Raw genomic sequence first — 18780 nt, forward strand, 5'->3', positions numbered from 1 at the left:
CGGGGCGGCGGCCCCCGCTCACACGGCGACGACCGTGCGGGGATCGAAGGTCCCGCCCTCGACCGGATTGGCCACGCAGCGCGTGCCGTAGAGGGCGAGGTCGTGGCCGGCATGGAAATGGCCGGAGACCCAGAGCGCCGGGCGATGGGCGGGCGCGAGGTCGGCCAGCACCGTCGTGGCGTAGAAGGCTGGCACCCACCAGGGCACGCCCGGCGCGTCGCGGTAGCGGTCGGCGGCCTCGGCGATCGGCGGGTGATGGGTGACCGCGACGGTCGGCCCCGCATGCGGCCGCGCGAGGGCGGCCGCCAGCAGGGCGCGGTCCCGCGCGTGGGCCTCCATCGCCGCGGCGGGCGTCCAGGCCGCCCCGTCCGCGAGCCGAATCGCCCGGAACTCGCGCGAGCCGGTGAGCGGGTCGGTCATGCGCGCCGCCGCGTAGGCGGCCGGGTCGGCGGGCCGGCCCGGCGCGTCGGGGGCGAGCCAGCGCCCGGCCAGCGCCCAGTCGCTCCACAGGGTCGCGCCCACGAAGCGCACGCCCGCGATCACCGCGGCCTCCCCGGCCCGCAGCAGCGCGATGCGGGTCCGCCCGGCCGCGGCGTTGATCCGCTCCACCTCGGCGGCGAGGGCGGCGAGGAGCGCCGGGGCGGTGCGCGGATCGCCCGCCGGGGCGTAGTGCTCATGGTTGCCGGGCACCAGCACCGCGGGGCGCTCCCCCGCGAGGCCGAGCAGCACCGCGAGCCCCCGCTCCGGCTGACCCTCCCAGACGTCCCCCGCGCAGACGAGCACGTCGAAGGGCTCCGCCGGGGGCGGGATGGCGGCGGGGTCGCGCCGCTCCAGGTGCAGGTCGGAGAGCACGAACAGGCGCAGCGGCCCGGGCGCGTCGTCGGCGGTGGCGTGGCGCGGCATCGCGTGGCTCCGTCGCGGGATCGGGCCGCGTCTATGCCCCGCGCCCGACCGCCGCGCCAAGCCCGCCGCACCAAGCCCGCGGCGGCGGGCCCGGCCCCGACCTTCGGGCACTGGATTCGGGTCGGATCCTGTGCGAGGCCGCAGCGGGCGCAAACCTTGCGCGAGTGGGAGAGACGCCGATGCTGCCCGAACTGCGCGTTCTGTACTTCGAGGATCTCGCCGTCGGGATGTCCGAGACGCTGTCGAAGACGATCTCGTCCTCCGACGTGGTCGGCTTCGCGGAGATCACCGGCGATCGCAACCCGATCCACCTCTCCGAGCACTTCGCCGCCCGCACGCCGTTCGGCACCCGCATCGCCCACGGCCTCTACACGGCCGGGTTGATCTCGGCCGTGCTCGGCACGCGCCTCCCCGGGCCGGGGGCGGTCTACATCAGCCAGAGCCTGAACTTTCGCGCGCCCGTGCGCATCGGCGACACGGTCGAGGTCACGGTCGAGGTGGCCGAGCTCGTCCCCGAGCGCCGCCGCGCCCGGCTCACCTGCACCTGCAGCGTCGGCGGCGAGACCGTGCTGGACGGCGAGGCGCTCGTGAAGGTGCCGACCCGGGCCGAGGCCGATCCGCTCGCGGCCCGCGCCAAGGGCTGACCGGCGCGAGCCGACCGCGTGCCCGAGCCCATCCCGATCGAGGATCCGGCCGACCCGCGGCTCAGCGCCTTCGCGGCGATCCGCGAGCGCGACCTCGTCGGGCGCCGGGGCCGCTTCGTCGCCGAGGGCGAGGTGGTGCTGCGGGTCCTGCTCTCGGGCCGCGCCCGGTTCCGGATCGAGTCGGTCCTGCTCTCGCCCGAGCGCCTGGCCTCCCTGCGGCCGGCCCTCGCCGCCTTGACCGACGCCCCGGTCTACCTCGCGCCGCGCGCGGTGATGAGCGCGCTCGCCGGCTTCCCGATCCACCGCGGCGTGCTGGCGATCGGGCGATCGGGCGAGACCCCGCCGGCCGAGTCGCTGGTGCCGCCGGGGCCCGCCCTGCTGCTCGGGCTGGTGGGCCTTGCCAACCACGACAATGTCGGGGGGCTGTTCCGCAACGCCGCCGCCTTCGGGGCCGACGCGGTGCTGCTCGACGCGGCCACCTGCGACCCTCTCTACCGCAAGGCGATCCGGGTCTCGGCCGGCACCTGCCTGACCCTTCCCTTCGCCCGGCTGCCGGACGGCGAGGCCCTGCTCGCCCTCTGCGAGCGGCACGGGATCGTGCCGCTGGCCCTCACCCCCGGCGGCGGGGAGGAGATCGCGCAGCTGCCGCCCCTCCCCCGCGCGATGCTCCTGCTCGGCACCGAGGGGACCGGGCTCCCGGACGCCCTGATGGCGCGGGCCCGGCGGGTGCGGATCGCGATGGCGCCGGGCGTCGATTCGCTCAACGTGGCGGCGGCGGGAGCGGTGGCGCTGCACCGGATCGCGGCGCCGCGCCTCTCCGGTCCCTGACGGGCCTCACACGACATCCGACGGATTGCGTCGCCGTGCGGATGTCGGCCGCGCTCACGCGCCGCGCGGGCTTGGCATCCGCTGTCCGGACGTGATTGTCCGGACAGCGGATCACCGCCCCGGCAGCGCCTCCGGGACGGTCTCGGCGTCGGCGGCGTCGCCGTAGACCGCCTCGCGGATCAGCCGCTCGGTGGTCTCCTCGAAGAAGGCCAGCATCTCCTCGTGCAGGGCGGTGAACTGCGCCCAGACCACCGCGTCGAAGACGGAGCGCGGGGCCCGCACCATCACGGTGGTGCGGCGCTGGCGCGGATAGCGGTAGGGGCGCAGGCCGTAGCGCCGGCACAGGGCGATGAGCAGCCGGGCCGACCACGCGTCCGGCACCGTGAGCTTCAGCTCGATGGGCGGCTCCGCCCGCGCGGTCTCGGCGAGCCGCACCCGCAGCCGCCGCACCGCCGCCTCGGCGGCATCCCGCTCGCCGGAGGTGGCCGCCCCCGCGAACAGGCTCTCGGCCTTGCGCAGCCGCTCGCGCAGCCTCTCCTCGATGTCCATCGCCGCCCCGCCGGTCCCCGGAGGCGATGATGCGCCCCGGCCACTGGCGCGCAATCCTGTCACGCCCCCAGCATGCGCGACAAAGAGCGGCAATTGCCGCGCTCGTCCGGCGCGCCAAACTAGGCCGTAGGGGAAACGGCCGGTGCATCCGGACCAGACGCTCAGGAGCGAAGGATTGCTTCAGCCGCGTGAAGGCTACCGCACCCTGTCGGGGCGGCGTGCGGTGGTGGTGGGGGCGGGGCCGGGCGGACTCGCGGTGGCGCTGCTCCTCGCCCGGGAGGGCGTCCACGTCACCGTCGTGGAGAAGGACGACTGCGTCGGCGGGCGCACCCGCACCGTGACGGCGCCGGGCGGCTACCGATTCGACATCGGGCCGACCTTCTTCCTCTACCCGCGCATCCTCGCCGACATCTTCGCCTCCTGCGGCGAGCGGCTGGAGGACCACGTCCGGCTGGAGCGGCTCGATCCGCTCTACCACCTCGTCTTCGAGGGCGGCGGCGAGATCCGCGCCACCTCGGACGTAACCCGGCTCCAGGCCGAGATCGCCCGCATGGCGCCGGCCGACGCCGCCAACGTGCCGCGCTACCTCGCGGACAACCGCGCCAAGCTCGAGGCCTTCCGGCCGGTGCTGGAACAGCCCTTCGACAGCCTGCGCAGCCTGGTCTCGGCGCCGATGCTGAGGGCGCTGCCGCTCCTGCGCCCGCACGCCACCGTGGACCGCGACCTGCAGCGCTACTTCGCCGACCCGCGGGTGCGCCTCGCCTTCTCGTTCCAGACCAAGTACCTCGGGATGTCGCCGTTCCGCTGCCCGAGCCTGTTCACCATCCTGAGCTTCCTCGAATACGAGCACGGGGTCTTCCATCCCGTGGGCGGCTGCGGCGCGGTCTCGGAGGCGATGGCGGGGCTCGCCCGGCGGCTCGGCGTCGACATCCGCCTGGGCACCGCCGTCGACCGGGTGCTGTTCGAGGGAGACCGCGCGGTCGGGGTCGAGGCCGGGGGCGAGCGCCTGCCGGCCGATTCGGTGGTGGTGAACGGCGATTTCGCCAAGGTGGTGCGCGCCCTGGTGCCCGAGCGGCACCGGCCGCGCTGGCGCGACGCCAAGCTCGACCGGGCGCGCCTCTCCTGCTCGACCTTCATGCTCTATCTGGGCCTGGAGGGGCGGATGCCGGAGGGCCTCGGCCACCACACGATCCTGCTCGCCGAGGAGTACCGGCGCAACATCGCGGAGATCTCGACCGGTATCCTGCCGCGCCAGCCCTCGCTCTACGTGCAGCATGCCGGCTTCACGGATGGCGGCATGGCGCCGCCCGGCCATACCAGCCTCTACGTGCTGGTCCCGGTGCCGAACCTGCGCGCCGACATCGACTGGGCGACGGTGCGGCCCCAGTATCGCCGCCTCGTCCTCGACCGGCTGAAGCTGCTCGGCCTGACCGACATCGAGCGGCGCATCCGCTACGAGCGCATCGTCGATCCGACCGACTGGCGCGACGCGTTCGCGGTCAACGAGGGGGCGACGTTCAACCTGTCGCACGATCTCGGGCAGATGCTGTATTTCCGGCCGCACAACCGCTTCGGCCGCGGCCTGTACCTGGTCGGCGGCGGCACCCATCCGGGCTCGGGCCTGCCGGTGATCTACGAGGGCGCGCGCATCACCGCCCGGCTCCTGCTGGAGGACCTCGCCCGGCAGGGCCGGCGCTCCCTGCCCGACCTCGCGCCGCCGCTCGAAGTCGCGCCGAGCGGGAAGGCGACGTGAGGGCGGGCGCGCCGCGCGCGGCCCTCGCCGCCCTGCTCGCGGCCCTCGTCCTGCCGTCGGGGGGCGCGGCCGCGGCCGAGCTCACGGTGGACGTCGAGGGGGTGCAGCCGGGGGCCGGGGAGGTCTACGTCGCCCTGTGCACCGGCGGGCTCTCGGAGGGCTCGTGCCGCATCGGCCAGAACGCTCCGGCGCGGGCGCCCGCCCTGCGCTTCGCCTTCACGCAGGTGCCGCCCGGGACCTACGCGGTCGCGGTGTTCCAGGACCTCGACGGCGACGGGCGGCTCGCCCGCACCCCGCTCGGCCTGCCGCGCGAGCCCTACGGCTTCTCGAACGGGGCGGGCCGCGGTGGCCGGCCGGATTTCGCCGCGGCGGCCTTCCCGCTGGCCGAGCCGGGGGCGGCGATCCGCGTGCGGCTGCAGCGGGCGCTGCCGGCGGCGCGGTGATCATCGGGGGGGCAGCGCCCGCCTTGGGGCATGGCCGCGGAATGGGGTAGCCTGGACCCGTGGAGGGCACCATGGCCGACGCGGCTCACCGATTCCCGGCGCTGACGATCGCCGACTACGACGCGTTCGTGGCGGCGCAACGCGACGAGCGCGAGTGGGAACTCGTCGCCGGCGAATTCGTGATGATGAGCAACCCGACGGAGGATCACGAGCAGATCGCCGGGAATATCGGGGCCTCTCTCAAGCTCGCCATGGATGCCGCAGGATGCCGCAGCTATCAGGGCGGCATGCGCGTGCAGCGCTCCGACGACGGACGCGGCCGCGACAAGACCAGGCCCGACATCGTCGTCCGATTGGGGCCGCGCCAGAACCAGACCTACGTGACCGATCCCCTCGTCGTGGTGGAGGTGCTGTCGCCCTCGACGATGGACCACGACTGCGGCGGCAAGCTCGCGTTCCACAAGTCGCTGCCCACCCTGCGGCACCTCGCGCTGGTCTACCAGGACCAGATGCGCGTCGAACATTATCAGCGCACCGAGGAGGGTTGGCGCCTGGAGGTGCTGATCACGCCGCAGGACGTGCTGCGCTTCGACGCGGTCGATTTCGAGATCGACCTCGACCGGATCTATTTCGGCGTGCCGGTGTCGCGGCCGCTCGCCCGGAGCGGGCCGGATCTCCGAGCCGCACGCGCCGACGCGCAGACCGCTTCGGCGCCGGACGCAACGCCGGGACGCCCCCTCGGTGGAATGGCCGCGGGCGTGTCCGGCGAGGGGTGACCGCGCCGCGGCTCCGGGTCGCCCGCGCCGTGCGGGACGCGGCTGGCGAACCCGACGCCGTTGCCGGGCCGTCCATCCGTCCGGAGAACCGGCGCTCGCGCCTCCCGGACCTTTCTAGACCATGCCGAGGGCCTGCATGTAGAGTTCGAGGATCGCCTCCTCCTCCTGGCGCTCCTCGTGGTCGCGCTTGCGGATCGAGATGATCTTGCGCAGGACCTTGGTATCGAAGCCGTTCGCCTTGGCCTCGGCGTAGACGTCCTTGATGTCGCCCGCCAGCCCGGCCTTCTCTTCCTCCAGGCGCTCGATGCGCTCGATGATGCTCTTGAGCTGGTCGGCGGCGACCGACGAGTTGTCGACCGCGAGCACGGGGGATGCAGCCATGGCTCGAATTCCTCTGCCGGATCGGCGCTCCGCGAGGCGCGCCCTCGCCAGGGTTGATAGTCTCTCAACCTTACCGAGTTCTTGCCGCGGGCTCGCCCGGCCGGGGCCGGGCGAGGCGCCTCAATGCCCCGGGTTGCGCGCCGAAAAGGCGGCCTGCTGCTCGGCGCTCGCCTCCTTCTGGTGCTTGGCCTTCCATTCCTCGTAGGGCATGCCGTAGACCTGCTCCCGGCTCTCGTCCTTGCTGAGGGGCAGGCCGCGGGCATCCGCCTCCTCCTTCATCCAGTTCGACAGGCAGTTGCGGCAGAAGCCGGCGAGGTTCATCAGGTCGATGTTCTGCACGTCGGTGCGCCCCCGCAGGTGCGCCACGAGCCGGCGGAACACCGCGGCTTCGAGTTCGGTGCGGGCGGTCTCGTCGATCTGCGTCATGTCCCGGATCCCTGGCGGCGTGGCCCTCGCGGCGGGATGTAGGCGCGCCGGGCCCGCCGCCCAAGCCCATCCGGCGATCCGCCATCGGCGCAGGGAACGTCCCGCGGCGTCGCGGCGGGCTCCGAGGCGCCGTCGAAGGCCGTGCCGGGATCGCGGGAGGCGTCCGGGGCGCGGGCCGCCGGGCCGTCGCCGCGCCCCGCATCGCCTCACCGGGCGATCAGCGGCGCCAGCAGCCGGGCGAAGCGCCCGGCCCATTCCGCCTGGCCCGCCTCGTCGGCGATCAGGTCCTGGCGGATCTCGATGAGGGCGTTCGGCAGGCCCCGCGCGCCGGCGTGGCGGTCGAGCGTGTCGCCCGGCAGGCCCCCCGCGTAGGGCTCGTTGTCGCCGACCGTCAGCCCGGCCGGGTCCGCCCGCAGACCGTCGAGGAGCGGCCGCGCGACGCGCCCGTCGCGCCCGTCCCACAGGATCCCGACCTGCCAGGGGCGCGGCACCCCGCGCCAGGCCGGCGTGAAGCTGTGCACCGCGACCAGGGCGGGTGGGCGCCCCGCATCGCGCCCGGCCGCCACCGCCGCCGCGATGGCCCGGTCGTAGGGGTCGTAGAAGCGGGCGATCCGGGCTGCGACGCCCTCCGGCGTGATCCGGGCGTTGCCCGGCACCACGGTGCCGTCGGAGAGGCGCATGACCAGGGTCGGGTCGTCGCGGCCCCGGTTCGGATCGATGATCAGGCGCGAGAAGGTGGTGAGCAGCGCCGGCGCCCCGAGGCGGCGGCTGAGCGCGCGCGTCACCGCGGCGGCGCCGATGTCGTAGCCGATGTGCCGCTCGAAATGCGGGGCGTCGAGCCCGAGGGAGCCGAGATCCTCCGGCACGGCGTTCGAGGCGTGGTCGCAGAGGAGGATGAGCCCGCAGGCGGCATCCCCCGCAAGGCTCTCGACGGGCTGGCTCGGGACGGGATCGGGCATGGCGGCTCGGGGCGGTGGCGGGAAGGCGCGCGCGCTGCCGCGACCGGTACCACCCCTCGGGCCCGACCTCCATCCTCTCGCGTGTCCGCCGGGGGGAATGCGCGCGGAGCGCGGCGGGGTTGAGCCGCGGCCCGTTTCGGGCGATGCCCGGACCGGAACGCGCGGAGGGCGCGCGGGGTTGGCCGCGATCGGGCCGGATCGGCCTCGGGGAGACGGACGATGACGCACAACCGGCGGGACGCTCTCCGGGTCACGGCCGCCGCGGCGCTCGGCGCGGCGTCGGGATCGGCTGCCGCGCAGGATTCCGCCGCGCCGCTGTTTCCCCTGCCGCAGGCGCGCCTGCCGATCGCCGGCATGGCCGAGGTGTTCCCGGTGCGCCGGGTCTACTGCATCGGCCGCAACTACGCCGCCCATGCCCGCGAGATGGGCTCGGATCCGGCCCGCGAGCCGCCCTTCTTCTTCCAGAAGCCGGCCGACGCGGTCCAGATCGTGCCCGCCGGGGCGGTCGTCGATCACCCCTACCCGTCCCTGACCCGGAACTACCACCACGAGATCGAACTCGTCGCCGCGCTGCGATCGGGCGGGCGCAACCTGTCGAAGGAGAGCGCCCTCGACCACGTCTTCGGCTACGCGGTCGGGCTCGACATGACCCGGCGCGACCTCCAGCGCGGCATGGGCGACCAGAAGAAACCGTGGGAGATCGGCAAGAGCTTCGATCGCTCGGCGCCGATCGGGCCGCTCCACCCGGTCGCCGCGGTCGGGCACCTCACGCGCGGCGCGATCCGGCTCACGGTCAATGGACAGGTCAGGCAGGAGGCCGACCTGTCGCAGATGATCTGGTCGGTCGCCGAGCAGATCGCCCACCTGTCGGAGGCGTTCGAGCTCAAGGCCGGGGACCTGATCTATTCCGGCACACCGGAGAATGTCGGGCCGGTGGTGCCGGGCGACCTGCTGGTCGGCCGCGTCGCGGGCCTGCCCGAGCTCTCGATCCGCATCGTCGACGGCGCGCGCTGAGGCGCCGGGAGCGGACGGCGGACCCCCTCCCCCAAAAGAGCCGAGCCCCCTTCGTCGCCCGCGGCCCCGCCGCCAGGGTGACGGGCGCGCCGACATGCCATAGTGCTTCGCGGACCCCGTTCCGGCCGGAGCCCCTCGCCCGATGACCTGCCCCTCCCCCGATCTCGCCGCGGCCGCGCGGACGGCGCCCCCGGGCGCCGGGCCGGGCGCGGCGGAGGGCACGGCGGAGGGCGCGGGCCTGGCGGTCGCGGCCCTGTTCCTCGGCGCCCTCGCCATGGGCGTGTCGCCGATCCTGGTGCGGCTCGTCAGCCCCGAGGTCGGGCCCTTCGCCAGCGCCTTCTGGCGCGTCGCCCTGGCGCTGCCCGCCCTCTACGGCTGGATGCGCGCCGAGGAGGCGGGCCGCCCGCGCCTGCGCCGCCAGGCCCTCGCCCCGGCCGCCCTCCTGGCCGGCCTCGCCTTCACGGGCGATCTCGTCTTCTGGCACCGGGCGATCCTCGGCACCACGGTGGCGAACGCCACCTTCTTCGCCACCACCGCCCCGGTCTTCGTCCTGCTCTTCGCCTGGCTCGGCCTCGGCCGCCGCCCGGCGCGGGCGACCCTGGCGGGCCTCGCCCTCTGCCTCGCCGGGGGCGCCGCCCTCGTCGGGCAATCGATCCGGATCGATCCCGGGCGACTCGCCGGAGACCGGGACGGCGTGCTGACGGCCGTCTTCTTCGGCCTCTACTTCCTCGCCGTCGAGCGCGCCCGGGCGCGGGGGCTCGGCGCCGCCCGCGTCACCTTCGTGGCCTCCGCGGTCACCGCCGCGCTGCTCCTCGGCGTCGTGCTCCTCGCCGAGACGCGGCCCATCCTGCCCCGCTCGCCGGGCGCCGCCGCCGGCCTCGTCGCCCTGGCGCTGCTCAGCCACGCCGCCGGCCAGGGGCTGCTCTCCGTCGCCCTCGGGCGGCTGTCCTCCGCCTTCTCCTCGCTGGTGATCTTCCTCGAGGCGGTGGCGGCGGCGGCCCTCGGCTGGGTCGTCCTCGGCGAGGCCCTGAGCGGGCCGCAAGTGCTGGGCGGCGGCCTCATCCTCATCGGCATCGCGGTCGCCCGCCCCCGGGACCGCCGACCGCCTCCGCCACGATGACGCAGAACGAGCGAGGATCCGCCCCGTGACCGCCTCCCCCTCCCCCGCCGACGCGCGCCGCGCGCTGCTGCTGCGTCTCCTCGACGACGCCGTCACGGCGGCCCATCCCCGCGGCTGCCTGGTGCCCGAGCTGCCGCCGCCGCCCGCCGGCCGCCTGATCATCCTGGGCGCCGGCAAGGCGGGGGCCAGCATGGCGGCGGTGGCCGAGCGGCATTACCGCGAGGCCCACGGCCTCGGCCCCGACCGGCTCCTCGGCCAGGCCGTGGCGCGCCACGGCTACGGCGAGCCCGCCGGCCTGATCGCGGTGGTGGAGGCCGGCCACCCGGTGCCGGACCAGGCGGGGATCGACGCCACCCGCCGCAGCCTCGCCCTCGCGGCCTCCGCGGGCCCGGACGACCTCGTGCTGGTGCTGCTCTCCGGCGGCGGCTCGGCGAACTGGATCGCGCCCGCGGGCGACCTGACGCTCGCCGAGAAGCAGGGGATCACCAAGGCGCTCCTGCGCTCGGGCGCCGCGATCGACGAGATCAACTGCGTCCGCAAGCACCTCTCGCGCATCAAGGGCGGGCGCCTCGCCCTGGCGGCCCGCAAGGCCGGCAAGCTGCTGACGCTGGCGATCTCCGACGTGCCCCGGGACGACCCCGCGGTGATCGCCTCCGGCCCGACCGTGCCCGATCCCTCGACCCTGGCCGAGGCCCGCGCGATCTGCGAGCGGCGCGGCATCCCGCTGCCGCCTGCCGCGGCGGCGCTCCTCGCCGATCCGGCCAACGAGAGCCCCAAGCCCGGGGACCCGCTCTTCGCCCGCAGCGAGTACCGCATCATCGCCCGGCCGATCGACGCCCTGCGGGCCGCCGCGGCCGCCGCGCAGGAGGCGGGCTACGAACCCGTGATGCTGGGCGCCGACCTGGAGGGCGAGGCGCGCGAGGTCGCGGCCGAGCACGCGGCGCTCGCCCGCCGGATGGCCGCGGAGGGGCGCAGGGTCGCGCTGATCTCCGGCGGCGAACTCACCGTGACGATCCGCGGCGAGGGCCAGGGCGGGCCGAACCAGGAATACATGCTGGCCATGGCGGTCGCCCTCGACGGGGCGCCCGGCATCGCCGGCCTCTCGGCCGATACCGACGGCACCGATGGCGGGCGCGGCGAGGCCACCGACCCGGCGGGCGCCATCGTGGACGAGACGACCCTCGCCCGTGCGGCCGCGCTGGGGCTGGACCCGCGGGCCAGTCTGGCCGAGAACGACTCGACCCCGTTCTTCGACCGGCTCGGCGACCTCGTCCGGCCCGGGCCGACGCGCACCAACGTCAATGATTGCCGCATCATCCTGGTGGGATAGGACGACCCGCACGACGGCCCTGGGGGCCGCCGCGCTGCTTCTCGGCGCGGCGCCCGCCCGCGCGGACCTGCGCATGTGCAACATGACCGGCAGCCGCGTCGGCGTCGCCCTCGGCTACCGGGATGCCGGGGGCTGGGTCACGGAGGGCTGGTGGAACCTCTCCGGCAAGGCCTGCGAGACCCTGCTCAAGGGGGCGCTCGCCGCCCGCTACTACTACGTCTTCGCGGTCGATTACGACCGCGGCGGCGAGTGGAGCGGCCGCTCCCTGATGTGCACCCGCGACCGCGAATTCACCATCCGGGGCGTCGAGGATTGCCTCGCCCGCGGCTTCGACCGCAACGGCTTCTTCGAGGTCGACACGGGCGAGCAGAAGAGCTGGACCATCCAGCTCACCGATCCGGGGCGGCCCGGGGCGGGGCCGTGAGCGGCGCCTCCCCATAACGGCCGGGGAGGCGCCCGGCGCGGAACTGGTATACTTGCGCCTCGCCGGGCCGGCCGCGTCGCGCCCGCCGGCGCCCAGGGGACACTCCCCGCCGCCCCGCCCGCACCTTCTCCGGACCTGCCATGAAGCGCGCCCGCCGCACCAAGATCGTCGCCACCCTCGGCCCGGCCTCCGAGGATCCGGAGGTGATCGAGAAGCTGTTCGAGGCCGGGGCCGACGTCTTCCGCCTCAACATGAGCCACCTGCCCCGCGAGCGGCTGGCCGAGCGCGTCGCCGTCATCCGCTCGATCGAGCAGCGCCTGCGCCGCCCCATCGCCATCCTGCTCGACCTGCAGGGGCCCAAGCTCCGGGTCGGCAAGTTCGCGGGCGACGCCGCGATCCTGGAGAAGGGCCAGAGCTTCGTGCTGGACGGCGAGGAGGCGCTGGGCGACGCGACCCGGGTCCACCTGCCGCATCCCGAGATCCTCTCCTCCCTGGAGCCCGGCCACACGGTCCTCATCGACGACGGCAAGCTGCGCCTCCAGGTCGTCGAGGTGGCGCCCCGGCGGGCCGTCACCCGCGTCCTCGTCGGCGGGCGCATCTCGAACCGCAAGGGCGTCTCGCTGCCCGACACCACCATCCCGGTCGCCGCCATGACCGAGAAGGACCACCTCGACCTGGAAGCCGGGCTCGCCGCCAACATCGACTGGATCGCCGTCTCCTTCGTGCAGCGGCCCGAGGACGTGGCCGAGGTGAAGGAGATCGCCGGACACCGCGCCCTGGTGATGGCCAAGATCGAGAAGCCCCAGGCGCTCGCCCATCTCGACGGGATCATGGAGGTGTCGGACGGGCTGATGGTCGCCCGCGGCGACCTCGGCGTCGAGATGCCCCTGGAACAGGTGCCGGGCGTGCAGAAGCGCATCACCCGCGGGGCGCGCCGCCTCGGCAAGCCCGTCGTGGTCGCGACCCAGATGCTCGAATCGATGATCAGCGCCCCGGTCCCGACCCGCGCCGAGGTCTCGGACGTCGCCACCGCGGTCTACGAGGGGGCCGATGCCGTGATGCTCTCCGCCGAGAGCGCCTCGGGCAGTTTCCCGGTCGAGTCCGTCGCCACCATGAACCGCATCGCCGAGCAGGTGGAGCGGGACGCGATCTACTGGTCGATCATCGCCGCGCAGCGCTCCGTGCCGGAGGCCACCGCCTCCGACGCCATCGCGCTCGCCGCCCACCAGATCGTCGACACGCTCGGCCTCGACGCCATCATGGCCTGGACCGCCTCCGGCTCGACGGCTCTGCGCCTCGCCCGCGCCCGCCCCAACGCCTCGGTGATCGCGCTCACCCCCAAGCGCGAGACCGCGCGGCGCCTCGCCATGGCCTGGGGCACCCACCCAATCGTCACCAACGACGCCAGCGACATCGACGACATGTCGTTCCGCGCCTGCAAATTCGCCGTGCGCGAGCGCTTCGCCAAGGTCGGCGACCGGGTCATCGTCGTGGCGGGCCTGCCCTTCGGCACGCCCGGCGCCACCAACCTGATCCGCATCGCGCAGGTGACCCGCGAGCACGCGGCCAAGGCCTGAGCAGGGGCCGCCCCGGGCGGGGGAACCCCGCCCCTCCGGGCGCCCCGCCTAATCCGCCGCGACCCGGCCGCGCGCCGCCACCGCCTCGATCTCGGCGACCACCGCGTCGGTCGCCGTGTAGTGGAGCATGTGGCCGATGCCCGGCAGCACCACCAGCCGCGCCCCGGGCACCGCGCGCGCCATCGGCTCGGCATGGACCGGGGTGCGCACGACCGGGTCGGCGTCGCCGGCCACGATCGTGGTCGGCACCGCGATCTCCGGGTAGCGCGGGCTCTGGGCCGCCAGGAAGCCGTACAGGCCGTCGAGATCCTGCAGGTTCGCCAGGAAGGTGGCGGGCCGCAGCACCAGCGGCACGCGCGCCTCGTCGACGTAGCCCGGCGGCAGCGGGTCCGGGCGGAACACCGCCGCGGCGAAGCGGTCGAGATAGCTCAGCCCGAGGGGCGCCGCGACCGTGTGGGTGGCGAGCGCCAGGAGCGCCCGGCCCGGCACCGACCGGTACCAGCCCGCATAGCCCGGCACCGCGCCGCCCGGCCAGGGATAGAGGGCGGGGGCGAGGAGGACGAGGCCGGAGACCCGCTCCGGATGGTCGAGGGCGAGCGTCGCCGCGAGCGCGCCGGACCAGGAATGGCCGACGATCGTGGCCGGGCCCACCGCCAGCGCCCCGAGCGCCTCGGCGATCAGCCGGGCCTGCACGGCCGGCGAGGCGGCGGCGCTCCCGGCGATGCGGTCGCTCCAGCCGAAGCCCGGCCGGTCGAAGGCGAGCACCCGGAACCCGTCCCCGGCGAGCCGCCGGCCGAAGGCCTGCATCGGGTCCATGCCGTTGGCGGAGGCGCCGTGCAGGAGCACCACGGTGCCGCGGCTCGGGCGCCCCTCCCCCGGGCCGGCCTCCAGCACCGCGAGCGCGCCGCCGGCCAGGGCGACGCGCCGGCCGGCGGGCGGGTAGCGCGCCTCCACCTGCCGGGTGATGAACCAGGTCGCGGCGAAGCCGGCGGCGAGCAGGGCTGCGACGATGGCCAGCAGCGCACCGACCAGCCCGATCAGCACGCGGCGCACCCGCGTCCGGCGCCGCCCGTCATCGCCGGGACGCATGCGGCGCGACCCATCGGCGCCCCGCACGCCCGCGCGACGCCGCACTTCGCGTCGCGACGCGGTCGACCGATGCTCGGATCACAGGTCGCGGCCGTCGATGGCGGGGGCGAGGTGCTCGATCGCCTCGCGCAGCTTGCCCATCCGGGGATAGATCGCCTCGGCCCTCCGGAAGGCCGCGAGCGCCCGCTCCTTGTCGTCGCTCGCCATGTAGAGGTGGGCGAGCGCCGACCACGCCTCGAAGTGCCGCGGCTCCAGCTGCAGCGCCCGGTGCAGGTCGGCGAGCGCGCTCGCCTGATCGTCGAGGAGGTAGAAGGCGGTCGCGCGCCGGCTCCAGCCCTCGGCCCAGCCGGGTTCGAGGGTCACGACGCGGTCGAGGAGTTCGACCGCGAGCGCGGCGTCCTTGTCCTTCAGGGCCTGCCCGGCGCGGCTGGCCAGCAGGTCGACCGTGTCGCTGCCGGAGCGGTCGAGGCGGCGCTCGATGAGCTGCGCGACGCCGCGCGCCTCCGCGTCGTCCTTGGCGGCCTTCAGCCGGGCGAAGAGATCGTCGAGGGTGGCGGGCGGGCGGGGCGCCTCCTTGGCCGGGGCGCCGGGCTCGGGCGGAGCCGCAGCCACTGCGCCGGCCGGCGCGAGCCCGCAGAGGAGGAAGGCCGAGAGGCAAGTCGCGAGAACGGGGCGCTGCATGACGCCATGCTCCGGCGCCGGGGCCGGATGGTCAACGCGATGGCTTGCCGCGGCCTCTCCGAGGCCGTGCGCCTCTCCGAGGCCGGCGCTCTCCGGGCCGTGCGGCCCCGCCCGGAGGCGGGGCCGGCAGGACGCTCAGCCCTGGCGGGCCTTGTAGCGCTTCTGGGTCTTGTTGATGACGTAGACGCGGCCCTTGCGGCGCACGAGCTGGTTGTCGCGATGCCGGCCGCGCAGCGACTTCAGCGAATTGCGGATCTTCATCGGTCTGGTCTCACGGTGACGCGCCGGCTCCGGCCGGCCGCGGTATCGAGGGGTGACGGATTCGCGGCGCGGCCCGAGACCAAGCGCCAAGGCCGGGCGACGCGTGGCGCCGTCCGGCGAGGGCTGCCTGTGTACCGGCAGGGGGCGGAAAGTCAATCCGCCCCGGCCGCCGCAGCGGCATTTTCGGCCAGCGTCGCGGCGCGTTCAGGCCGCGCGGGCGGTCTCCAGGAAGCTCGCGATGTCGCTGCGCAGCCGGGAGAGCTGGCGGTCGAGGGTGTCGCGCGCCTGCTCGACCTCCAGGGCCGCCGCCGCGGCGCGGGCCGTGCGGTCGCGCAGCGTGGCGGTGCTGCCGACCGCGACCTGCGCGTGCGAGGCGGTCTGGTGGACGTTCTGGGCGATTTCGGAGGTCACCGCCGTCTGCTCCTCGACCGCGGAGGCGATGGCGGTGGCGATGGTGCTCACCTCGCCGATGATGCGCACGACGTCCTCGATGGTCGACGCGCTGCGCCGCGTCGCCTCCTGGATGGCGCCGATGCGCGTCCCGATATCGGTCGTCGCCTTGGCGGTCTGCCCGGCGAGGCTCTTCACCTCGGCGGCGACGACCGCGAAGCCGCGGCCCGCCTCGCCGGCCCGCGCCGCCTCGATCGTGGCGTTGAGCGCCAGCAGGTTCGTCTGCTCGGCGATCTGGCTGATCAGGTCGATCACCTGCCCGATGGCGTGGGCCTGCTCGGCGAGGCCCGACACGGTCTCCTCGGTGGAGCGGGCGCTGTCGACCGCCCGGCGGGCCACCTCCGCGGAGCGGCCGGCCTGCTCGCCGATCTCCCGGATCGAGGCGGCGAGCTCCTCGGCCGCCGCCGCGCCCGACTGCATGTTCGACGCGGTCTGGCTCGCGGCGCCCGTCATCTCGTCGGCGAGGCTGCTGGCCTCCGCGGCGGTCGTCGTCAGGGTGTCGGCGTTGCGCGCCAGCGCGGCGCCAGCCTCGGCCGAGACGGAGAGGCTCGACGTCACCGCCCCCGAGAAATGCGCGATCGCCCCGGCCAGCGCCTCGCCCTTGCGCTGCCGCTCCTCCAGGAGCACGTCCTGATAGACCGAGATGGCGAAGTCCATGTCGAGCATCACCGCCTTGTTGAGGGCGGCGATCCGCGCCGGCAGGCCGCCGCGCCCCAGGAGCCCGGCCCGCTCGACCAGGACTTGCACCAGGGCGTTCAGCACGAAGGCGTAGCCGCCGATGTACCAGCGCGGCTCCAGGCCGATCTTGTGGTGGACGCGCCCGATCCGCCGGATGCTGTCCACGTAGCCGGCGTCGAAGCGCCCGCTGAACAGCTGCTCCCAATGCGCCGACTGGGCCGCGACGAGGCGCGTCTGCTGCGTCCCGATCATCCCGGCGAGGTGCGGCGTCCGCAGCATCTTGTCGTAGAAACGCGCCATGATCCGCGGCAATTCGGGGGCGATCGCCGGCCACAGTCGCGGCAGCATCGCCGCCGTGGCGGCGTCGATCTCGAGAAACGTCAGGCGACCGTCCAAATCGGCATCGCTCCGCACAGCGAAACCCTCCCCTTTCCGCTCAACTTGAACGAACCTGCCACCGGTTCATTAACGATCCATGTCTGCCGCGCCGGTAGGGCCGGGATGGACTGGATGTGTTGGCAGCGCAGCCAGAAGGCGGCAACGGAGAACAGTCTAGTAGATTGTCTTTGTCAGCAAGTGCAGAATCTGACCCTTCGGAATAGAGGTGCGATCTGCTCCATCGGGATGGCGGGCGGGTGCGGGAGGAGCCGGGGGGGCCGACGCGCAGGCGTCCTCGCCAGCGCCGCGCGGGCGCCCTCGCCAGCGCCGCAATCCTGTGCTGAAAGGGCGCTCCCGCACCCTCAGCAGGCTCACCGATCGATGCTCCGCCGCCTCTACGAGTGGATCCTCGCGCTCGCCGCGCGCCCCTCCGCGCCCTACGCGCTCGGGGCGGTCTCCTTCGCGGAGAGTTCCTTCTTCCCGATCCCGCCGGACGTGATGCTGGTGCCGATGGTGGTCAGCCGGCCGGACCGGGCCTGGACCTACGCGCTCGTCGCGACGCTGACCTCGGTGGTGGGGGGGCTCGCGGGCTACGCCATCGGGGCGCTCCTGTACGATTCCCTCGGCCAGTGGCTGTTCAAGCTCTACGGGCTGTCCCAGGGTGCCGAGGCCTTCCGCGAGGCCTATGCCCGGCACGGCCACTGGGTGATCCTGCTCAAGGGCCTCACCCCGATCCCCTACAAGCTCGTCACCATCACGTCGGGCTTCGCGGGCTACGACCTGTTCTGGTTCACGCTCCTGTCCCTGCTGACCCGGGGCGCACGGTTCTTCATCCTGGCCGGGCTGGTGAGCCGCTACGGCGTCGGGATCCGCGCGGTGCTCGACCGGCACCTGAACGCGGTGGCCGCCACGGTCGTGGCGGTCGGCGTGATCGGCTTCGTCGGCTTCCGCTACCTGTTCTGAGGACGAATCCATGTCCGAAGGAGGATCCATGTCCGGGGACGGCGCGGCGGCGCTCGCCGCGAGGCTCACCGCACCGCGGCCGGCGGCGCTCCTCGTCCTGGCCGGGGCGGCGGCAGCGGTCGGGGGCGCGCTGCTCTTCCAGCACGGCTTCGGCTACGTGCCCTGCAAGCTCTGCCTGATCGAGCGCCAGCCCTACTACCTCGCGCTCCCGCTCGCGGCGGCGGCGCTCCTCGTGCCCGCGCGCCTCGCCCGCTGGCTCCTCGGCGGGCTCGCGCTGCTGTTCCTGGTGAGCGCCGGCCTCGGCGCCTACCACGCCGGCGCCGAGTGGGGCTTCTGGCCGGGTCCGAGCGATTGCGGCGGCGGCAGCGGCCCGGGCCCCGCCGACGTCAAGGACTTTCTCAAGAGCCTCGACGGGATCCGGGTGGTCAGCTGCACGGAGGCGGCGTGGCGCTTCCTCGGCCTCTCCTTCGCGGGCTGGAACGCCCTGATCTCGGTCGGCCTCGCGGCGCTCGCCGGGGCGGCGGCCCTGCGGGCCGTGCGGGCGGGGCGCCCCTCAGGGGGCTGAGCAGGGTCGCGGGGGGCCACTCCGCCCGATTCCCGTTCCTGCATCGTCTTCGCCGCCGAACCGGTGACCGCCTCGGCACCGGCCGGTCCCGGCCGGCCGAATGAGGCTCAGTTCCGCTCGTCCGGCAGCGGCGGCAGCGGCTGGACCGCGATGCCCTCCTCCAGGAGGGCGCGGGCCTCGGCGAGGCTCGCCTCGCCGTGGATCGCCCGGTGCTCGACCTCGCCGTAATGCATCCGCCTCGCCTCCTCGGCGAAGCGGGGCCCGACATGGTCGGAGGTGCGGGCGACGTGCTCGTGCAGCGCCCGGATCATGGCGCGCAGCTGCGCCTCGGGCTCGGACGTCAGCCGGACCGGCTCCGGGGCGGCGGGGGCGCGCTCCGCCGGGAGGACTGCCGGGACACCCGCCGCGTCGCGGTTGCCGCGCCGGCCGAGGGCCGGGGCCATCAGCTGCTTGGCCACCCTGGGGCTGCCGCAGACCGGGCAGGTCACGAGGCCGCGGGCGACCTGCTCGTCGTAGGAATCGCCGGAGGGGAACCAGCTCTCGAAGGCGTGGCCGGTCTCGCAGGAGAGGGCGTAACGGATCATGACC

22 protein-coding genes are annotated in these 18780 nt (G+C 74.6%); 12 read left to right on the forward strand and 10 right to left on the reverse strand.

Translation table 11 applies throughout. The annotated features are described in order from the left end of the window. Positions 1–18 precede the first annotated feature (18 nt). On the reverse strand, positions 19–903 hold the full coding sequence (locus M446_RS25020) for a metallophosphoesterase (protein WP_012334904.1): 885 nt from the start codon (positions 901–903) through the stop codon (positions 19–21). 179 nt (positions 904–1082) lie between these two features. Here M446_RS25020 and croR point away from each other — a divergent pair, with 179 nt between their 5' ends. Both croR and M446_RS25030 read left to right on the forward strand, forming a co-directional pair. Next, positions 1083–1547, forward strand: a complete 465-nt coding sequence (gene croR, locus M446_RS25025) for a 3-hydroxybutyryl-CoA dehydratase (protein WP_012334905.1) — start codon at positions 1083–1085, stop codon at positions 1545–1547. Positions 1548–1565: 18 nt separating this feature from the next. Beyond that, positions 1566–2375 carry a TrmH family RNA methyltransferase gene (locus tag M446_RS25030; RefSeq protein WP_012334906.1) on the forward strand — a complete coding sequence of 270 codons (810 nt, stop codon included), beginning with the start codon at positions 1566–1568 and terminating at the stop codon, positions 2373–2375. 111 nt (positions 2376–2486) lie between these two features. On the opposite strand, the gene M446_RS25035 is transcribed toward M446_RS25030, so the two are convergent. Next, positions 2487–2924: a hypothetical protein gene (locus M446_RS25035; protein ID WP_012334907.1), complete on the reverse strand. Its 438-nt coding sequence runs from the start codon at positions 2922–2924 to the stop codon at positions 2487–2489. 175 nt (positions 2925–3099) lie between these two features. On the opposite strand from M446_RS25035, the gene crtI reads away from it, so the two are divergent. The 3 genes from crtI to M446_RS25050 all read left to right on the forward strand — a co-directional run bounded on the left by crtI (position 3100) and on the right by M446_RS25050 (position 5896). Continuing rightward, the gene (crtI, locus tag M446_RS25040; protein WP_012334908.1) at positions 3100–4677 is read left to right on the forward strand and encodes a phytoene desaturase family protein; all 1578 of its coding nucleotides are present in this window, start codon (positions 3100–3102) and stop codon (positions 4675–4677) included. Then, positions 4674–5120 (forward strand): DUF2141 domain-containing protein, encoded by a 447-nt coding sequence (locus M446_RS25045; protein WP_012334909.1) that lies wholly within the window; start codon positions 4674–4676, stop codon positions 5118–5120. The genes crtI and M446_RS25045 overlap by 4 nt, the downstream gene beginning before the upstream one ends. Before the next feature lie 71 nt (positions 5121–5191). Further along, positions 5192–5896 (forward strand): Uma2 family endonuclease, encoded by a 705-nt coding sequence (locus M446_RS25050; protein ID WP_012334910.1) that lies wholly within the window; start codon positions 5192–5194, stop codon positions 5894–5896. A 114-nt stretch (positions 5897–6010) separates the two neighbouring features. Here M446_RS25050 and M446_RS25055 read toward each other — a convergent pair whose 3' ends face one another. The 3 genes from M446_RS25055 to M446_RS25065 all read right to left on the reverse strand — a co-directional run bounded on the left by M446_RS25055 (position 6011) and on the right by M446_RS25065 (position 7662). Next, positions 6011–6277 (reverse strand): DUF2312 domain-containing protein, encoded by a 267-nt coding sequence (locus tag M446_RS25055; protein ID WP_012334911.1) that lies wholly within the window; start codon positions 6275–6277, stop codon positions 6011–6013. Between the two features lie 120 nt (positions 6278–6397). Beyond that, complete coding sequence (locus M446_RS25060) at positions 6398–6703, reverse strand: DUF1244 domain-containing protein (RefSeq protein WP_012334912.1); 306 nt, start codon at positions 6701–6703, stop codon at positions 6398–6400. A 206-nt stretch (positions 6704–6909) separates the two neighbouring features. Beyond that, complete coding sequence (locus M446_RS25065; RefSeq protein WP_012334913.1) at positions 6910–7662, reverse strand: N-formylglutamate amidohydrolase; 753 nt, start codon at positions 7660–7662, stop codon at positions 6910–6912. Between the two features lie 219 nt (positions 7663–7881). Between M446_RS25065 and M446_RS25070 the strand changes: the two genes are divergently transcribed. From M446_RS25070 to pyk, 5 genes are all read left to right on the forward strand, one after another. Then, positions 7882–8676: a fumarylacetoacetate hydrolase family protein gene (locus M446_RS25070; RefSeq protein WP_012334914.1), complete on the forward strand. Its 795-nt coding sequence runs from the start codon at positions 7882–7884 to the stop codon at positions 8674–8676. A gap of 142 nt (positions 8677–8818) precedes the next feature. Continuing rightward, a complete protein-coding gene (locus M446_RS25075) occupies positions 8819–9796 on the forward strand; it encodes a DMT family transporter (RefSeq protein WP_012334915.1) in 978 nt (325 codons plus the stop codon). A 25-nt stretch (positions 9797–9821) separates the two neighbouring features. Then, entirely contained in the window at positions 9822–11126 is a 1305-nt protein-coding gene (locus M446_RS25080) for a glycerate kinase (RefSeq protein ID WP_012334916.1), read from the forward strand. After that, positions 11098–11550, forward strand: a complete 453-nt coding sequence (locus M446_RS25085) for a DUF1036 domain-containing protein (RefSeq protein ID WP_083784733.1) — start codon at positions 11098–11100, stop codon at positions 11548–11550. Before M446_RS25080 ends, M446_RS25085 begins: the two co-directional genes overlap by 29 nt. A 140-nt stretch (positions 11551–11690) precedes the next feature. Beyond that, entirely contained in the window at positions 11691–13127 is a 1437-nt protein-coding gene (pyk, locus tag M446_RS25090) for a pyruvate kinase (RefSeq protein WP_012334918.1), read from the forward strand. A 48-nt stretch (positions 13128–13175) separates the two neighbouring features. Here pyk and M446_RS25095 read toward each other — a convergent pair whose 3' ends face one another. The 4 genes from M446_RS25095 to M446_RS25110 all read right to left on the reverse strand — a co-directional run bounded on the left by M446_RS25095 (position 13176) and on the right by M446_RS25110 (position 16682). Further along, positions 13176–14216 (reverse strand): alpha/beta fold hydrolase, encoded by a 1041-nt coding sequence (locus tag M446_RS25095; protein WP_012334919.1) that lies wholly within the window; start codon positions 14214–14216, stop codon positions 13176–13178. Positions 14217–14294: 78 nt separating this feature from the next. After that, positions 14295–14897, reverse strand: a complete 603-nt coding sequence (locus M446_RS25100; RefSeq protein WP_012334920.1) for a tetratricopeptide repeat protein — start codon at positions 14895–14897, stop codon at positions 14295–14297. A 135-nt stretch (positions 14898–15032) separates the two neighbouring features. After that, a complete protein-coding gene (ykgO, locus tag M446_RS25105; protein WP_012334921.1) occupies positions 15033–15158 on the reverse strand; it encodes a type B 50S ribosomal protein L36 in 126 nt (41 codons plus the stop codon). Between the two features lie 204 nt (positions 15159–15362). Beyond that, entirely contained in the window at positions 15363–16682 is a 1320-nt protein-coding gene (locus M446_RS25110; RefSeq protein WP_018261107.1) for a globin-coupled sensor protein, read from the reverse strand. A gap of 363 nt (positions 16683–17045) precedes the next feature. Here M446_RS25110 and M446_RS25115 point away from each other — a divergent pair, with 363 nt between their 5' ends. Further along, positions 17046–17627, forward strand: a complete 582-nt coding sequence (locus tag M446_RS25115; RefSeq protein WP_012334923.1) for a YqaA family protein — start codon at positions 17046–17048, stop codon at positions 17625–17627. A 28-nt stretch (positions 17628–17655) separates the two neighbouring features. Further along, positions 17656–18192, forward strand: a complete 537-nt coding sequence (locus tag M446_RS25120; RefSeq protein ID WP_012334924.1) for a disulfide bond formation protein B — start codon at positions 17656–17658, stop codon at positions 18190–18192. A 107-nt stretch (positions 18193–18299) separates the two neighbouring features. Here M446_RS25120 and M446_RS25125 read toward each other — a convergent pair whose 3' ends face one another. After that, positions 18300–18776: a DUF1178 family protein gene (locus M446_RS25125; protein WP_012334925.1), complete on the reverse strand. Its 477-nt coding sequence runs from the start codon at positions 18774–18776 to the stop codon at positions 18300–18302. Positions 18777–18780: the final 4 nt, after the last annotated feature.

The sequence above is a fragment of the Methylobacterium sp. 4-46 genome (genome assembly GCF_000019365.1).
GTDB lineage: Bacteria > Pseudomonadota > Alphaproteobacteria > Rhizobiales > Beijerinckiaceae > Methylobacterium.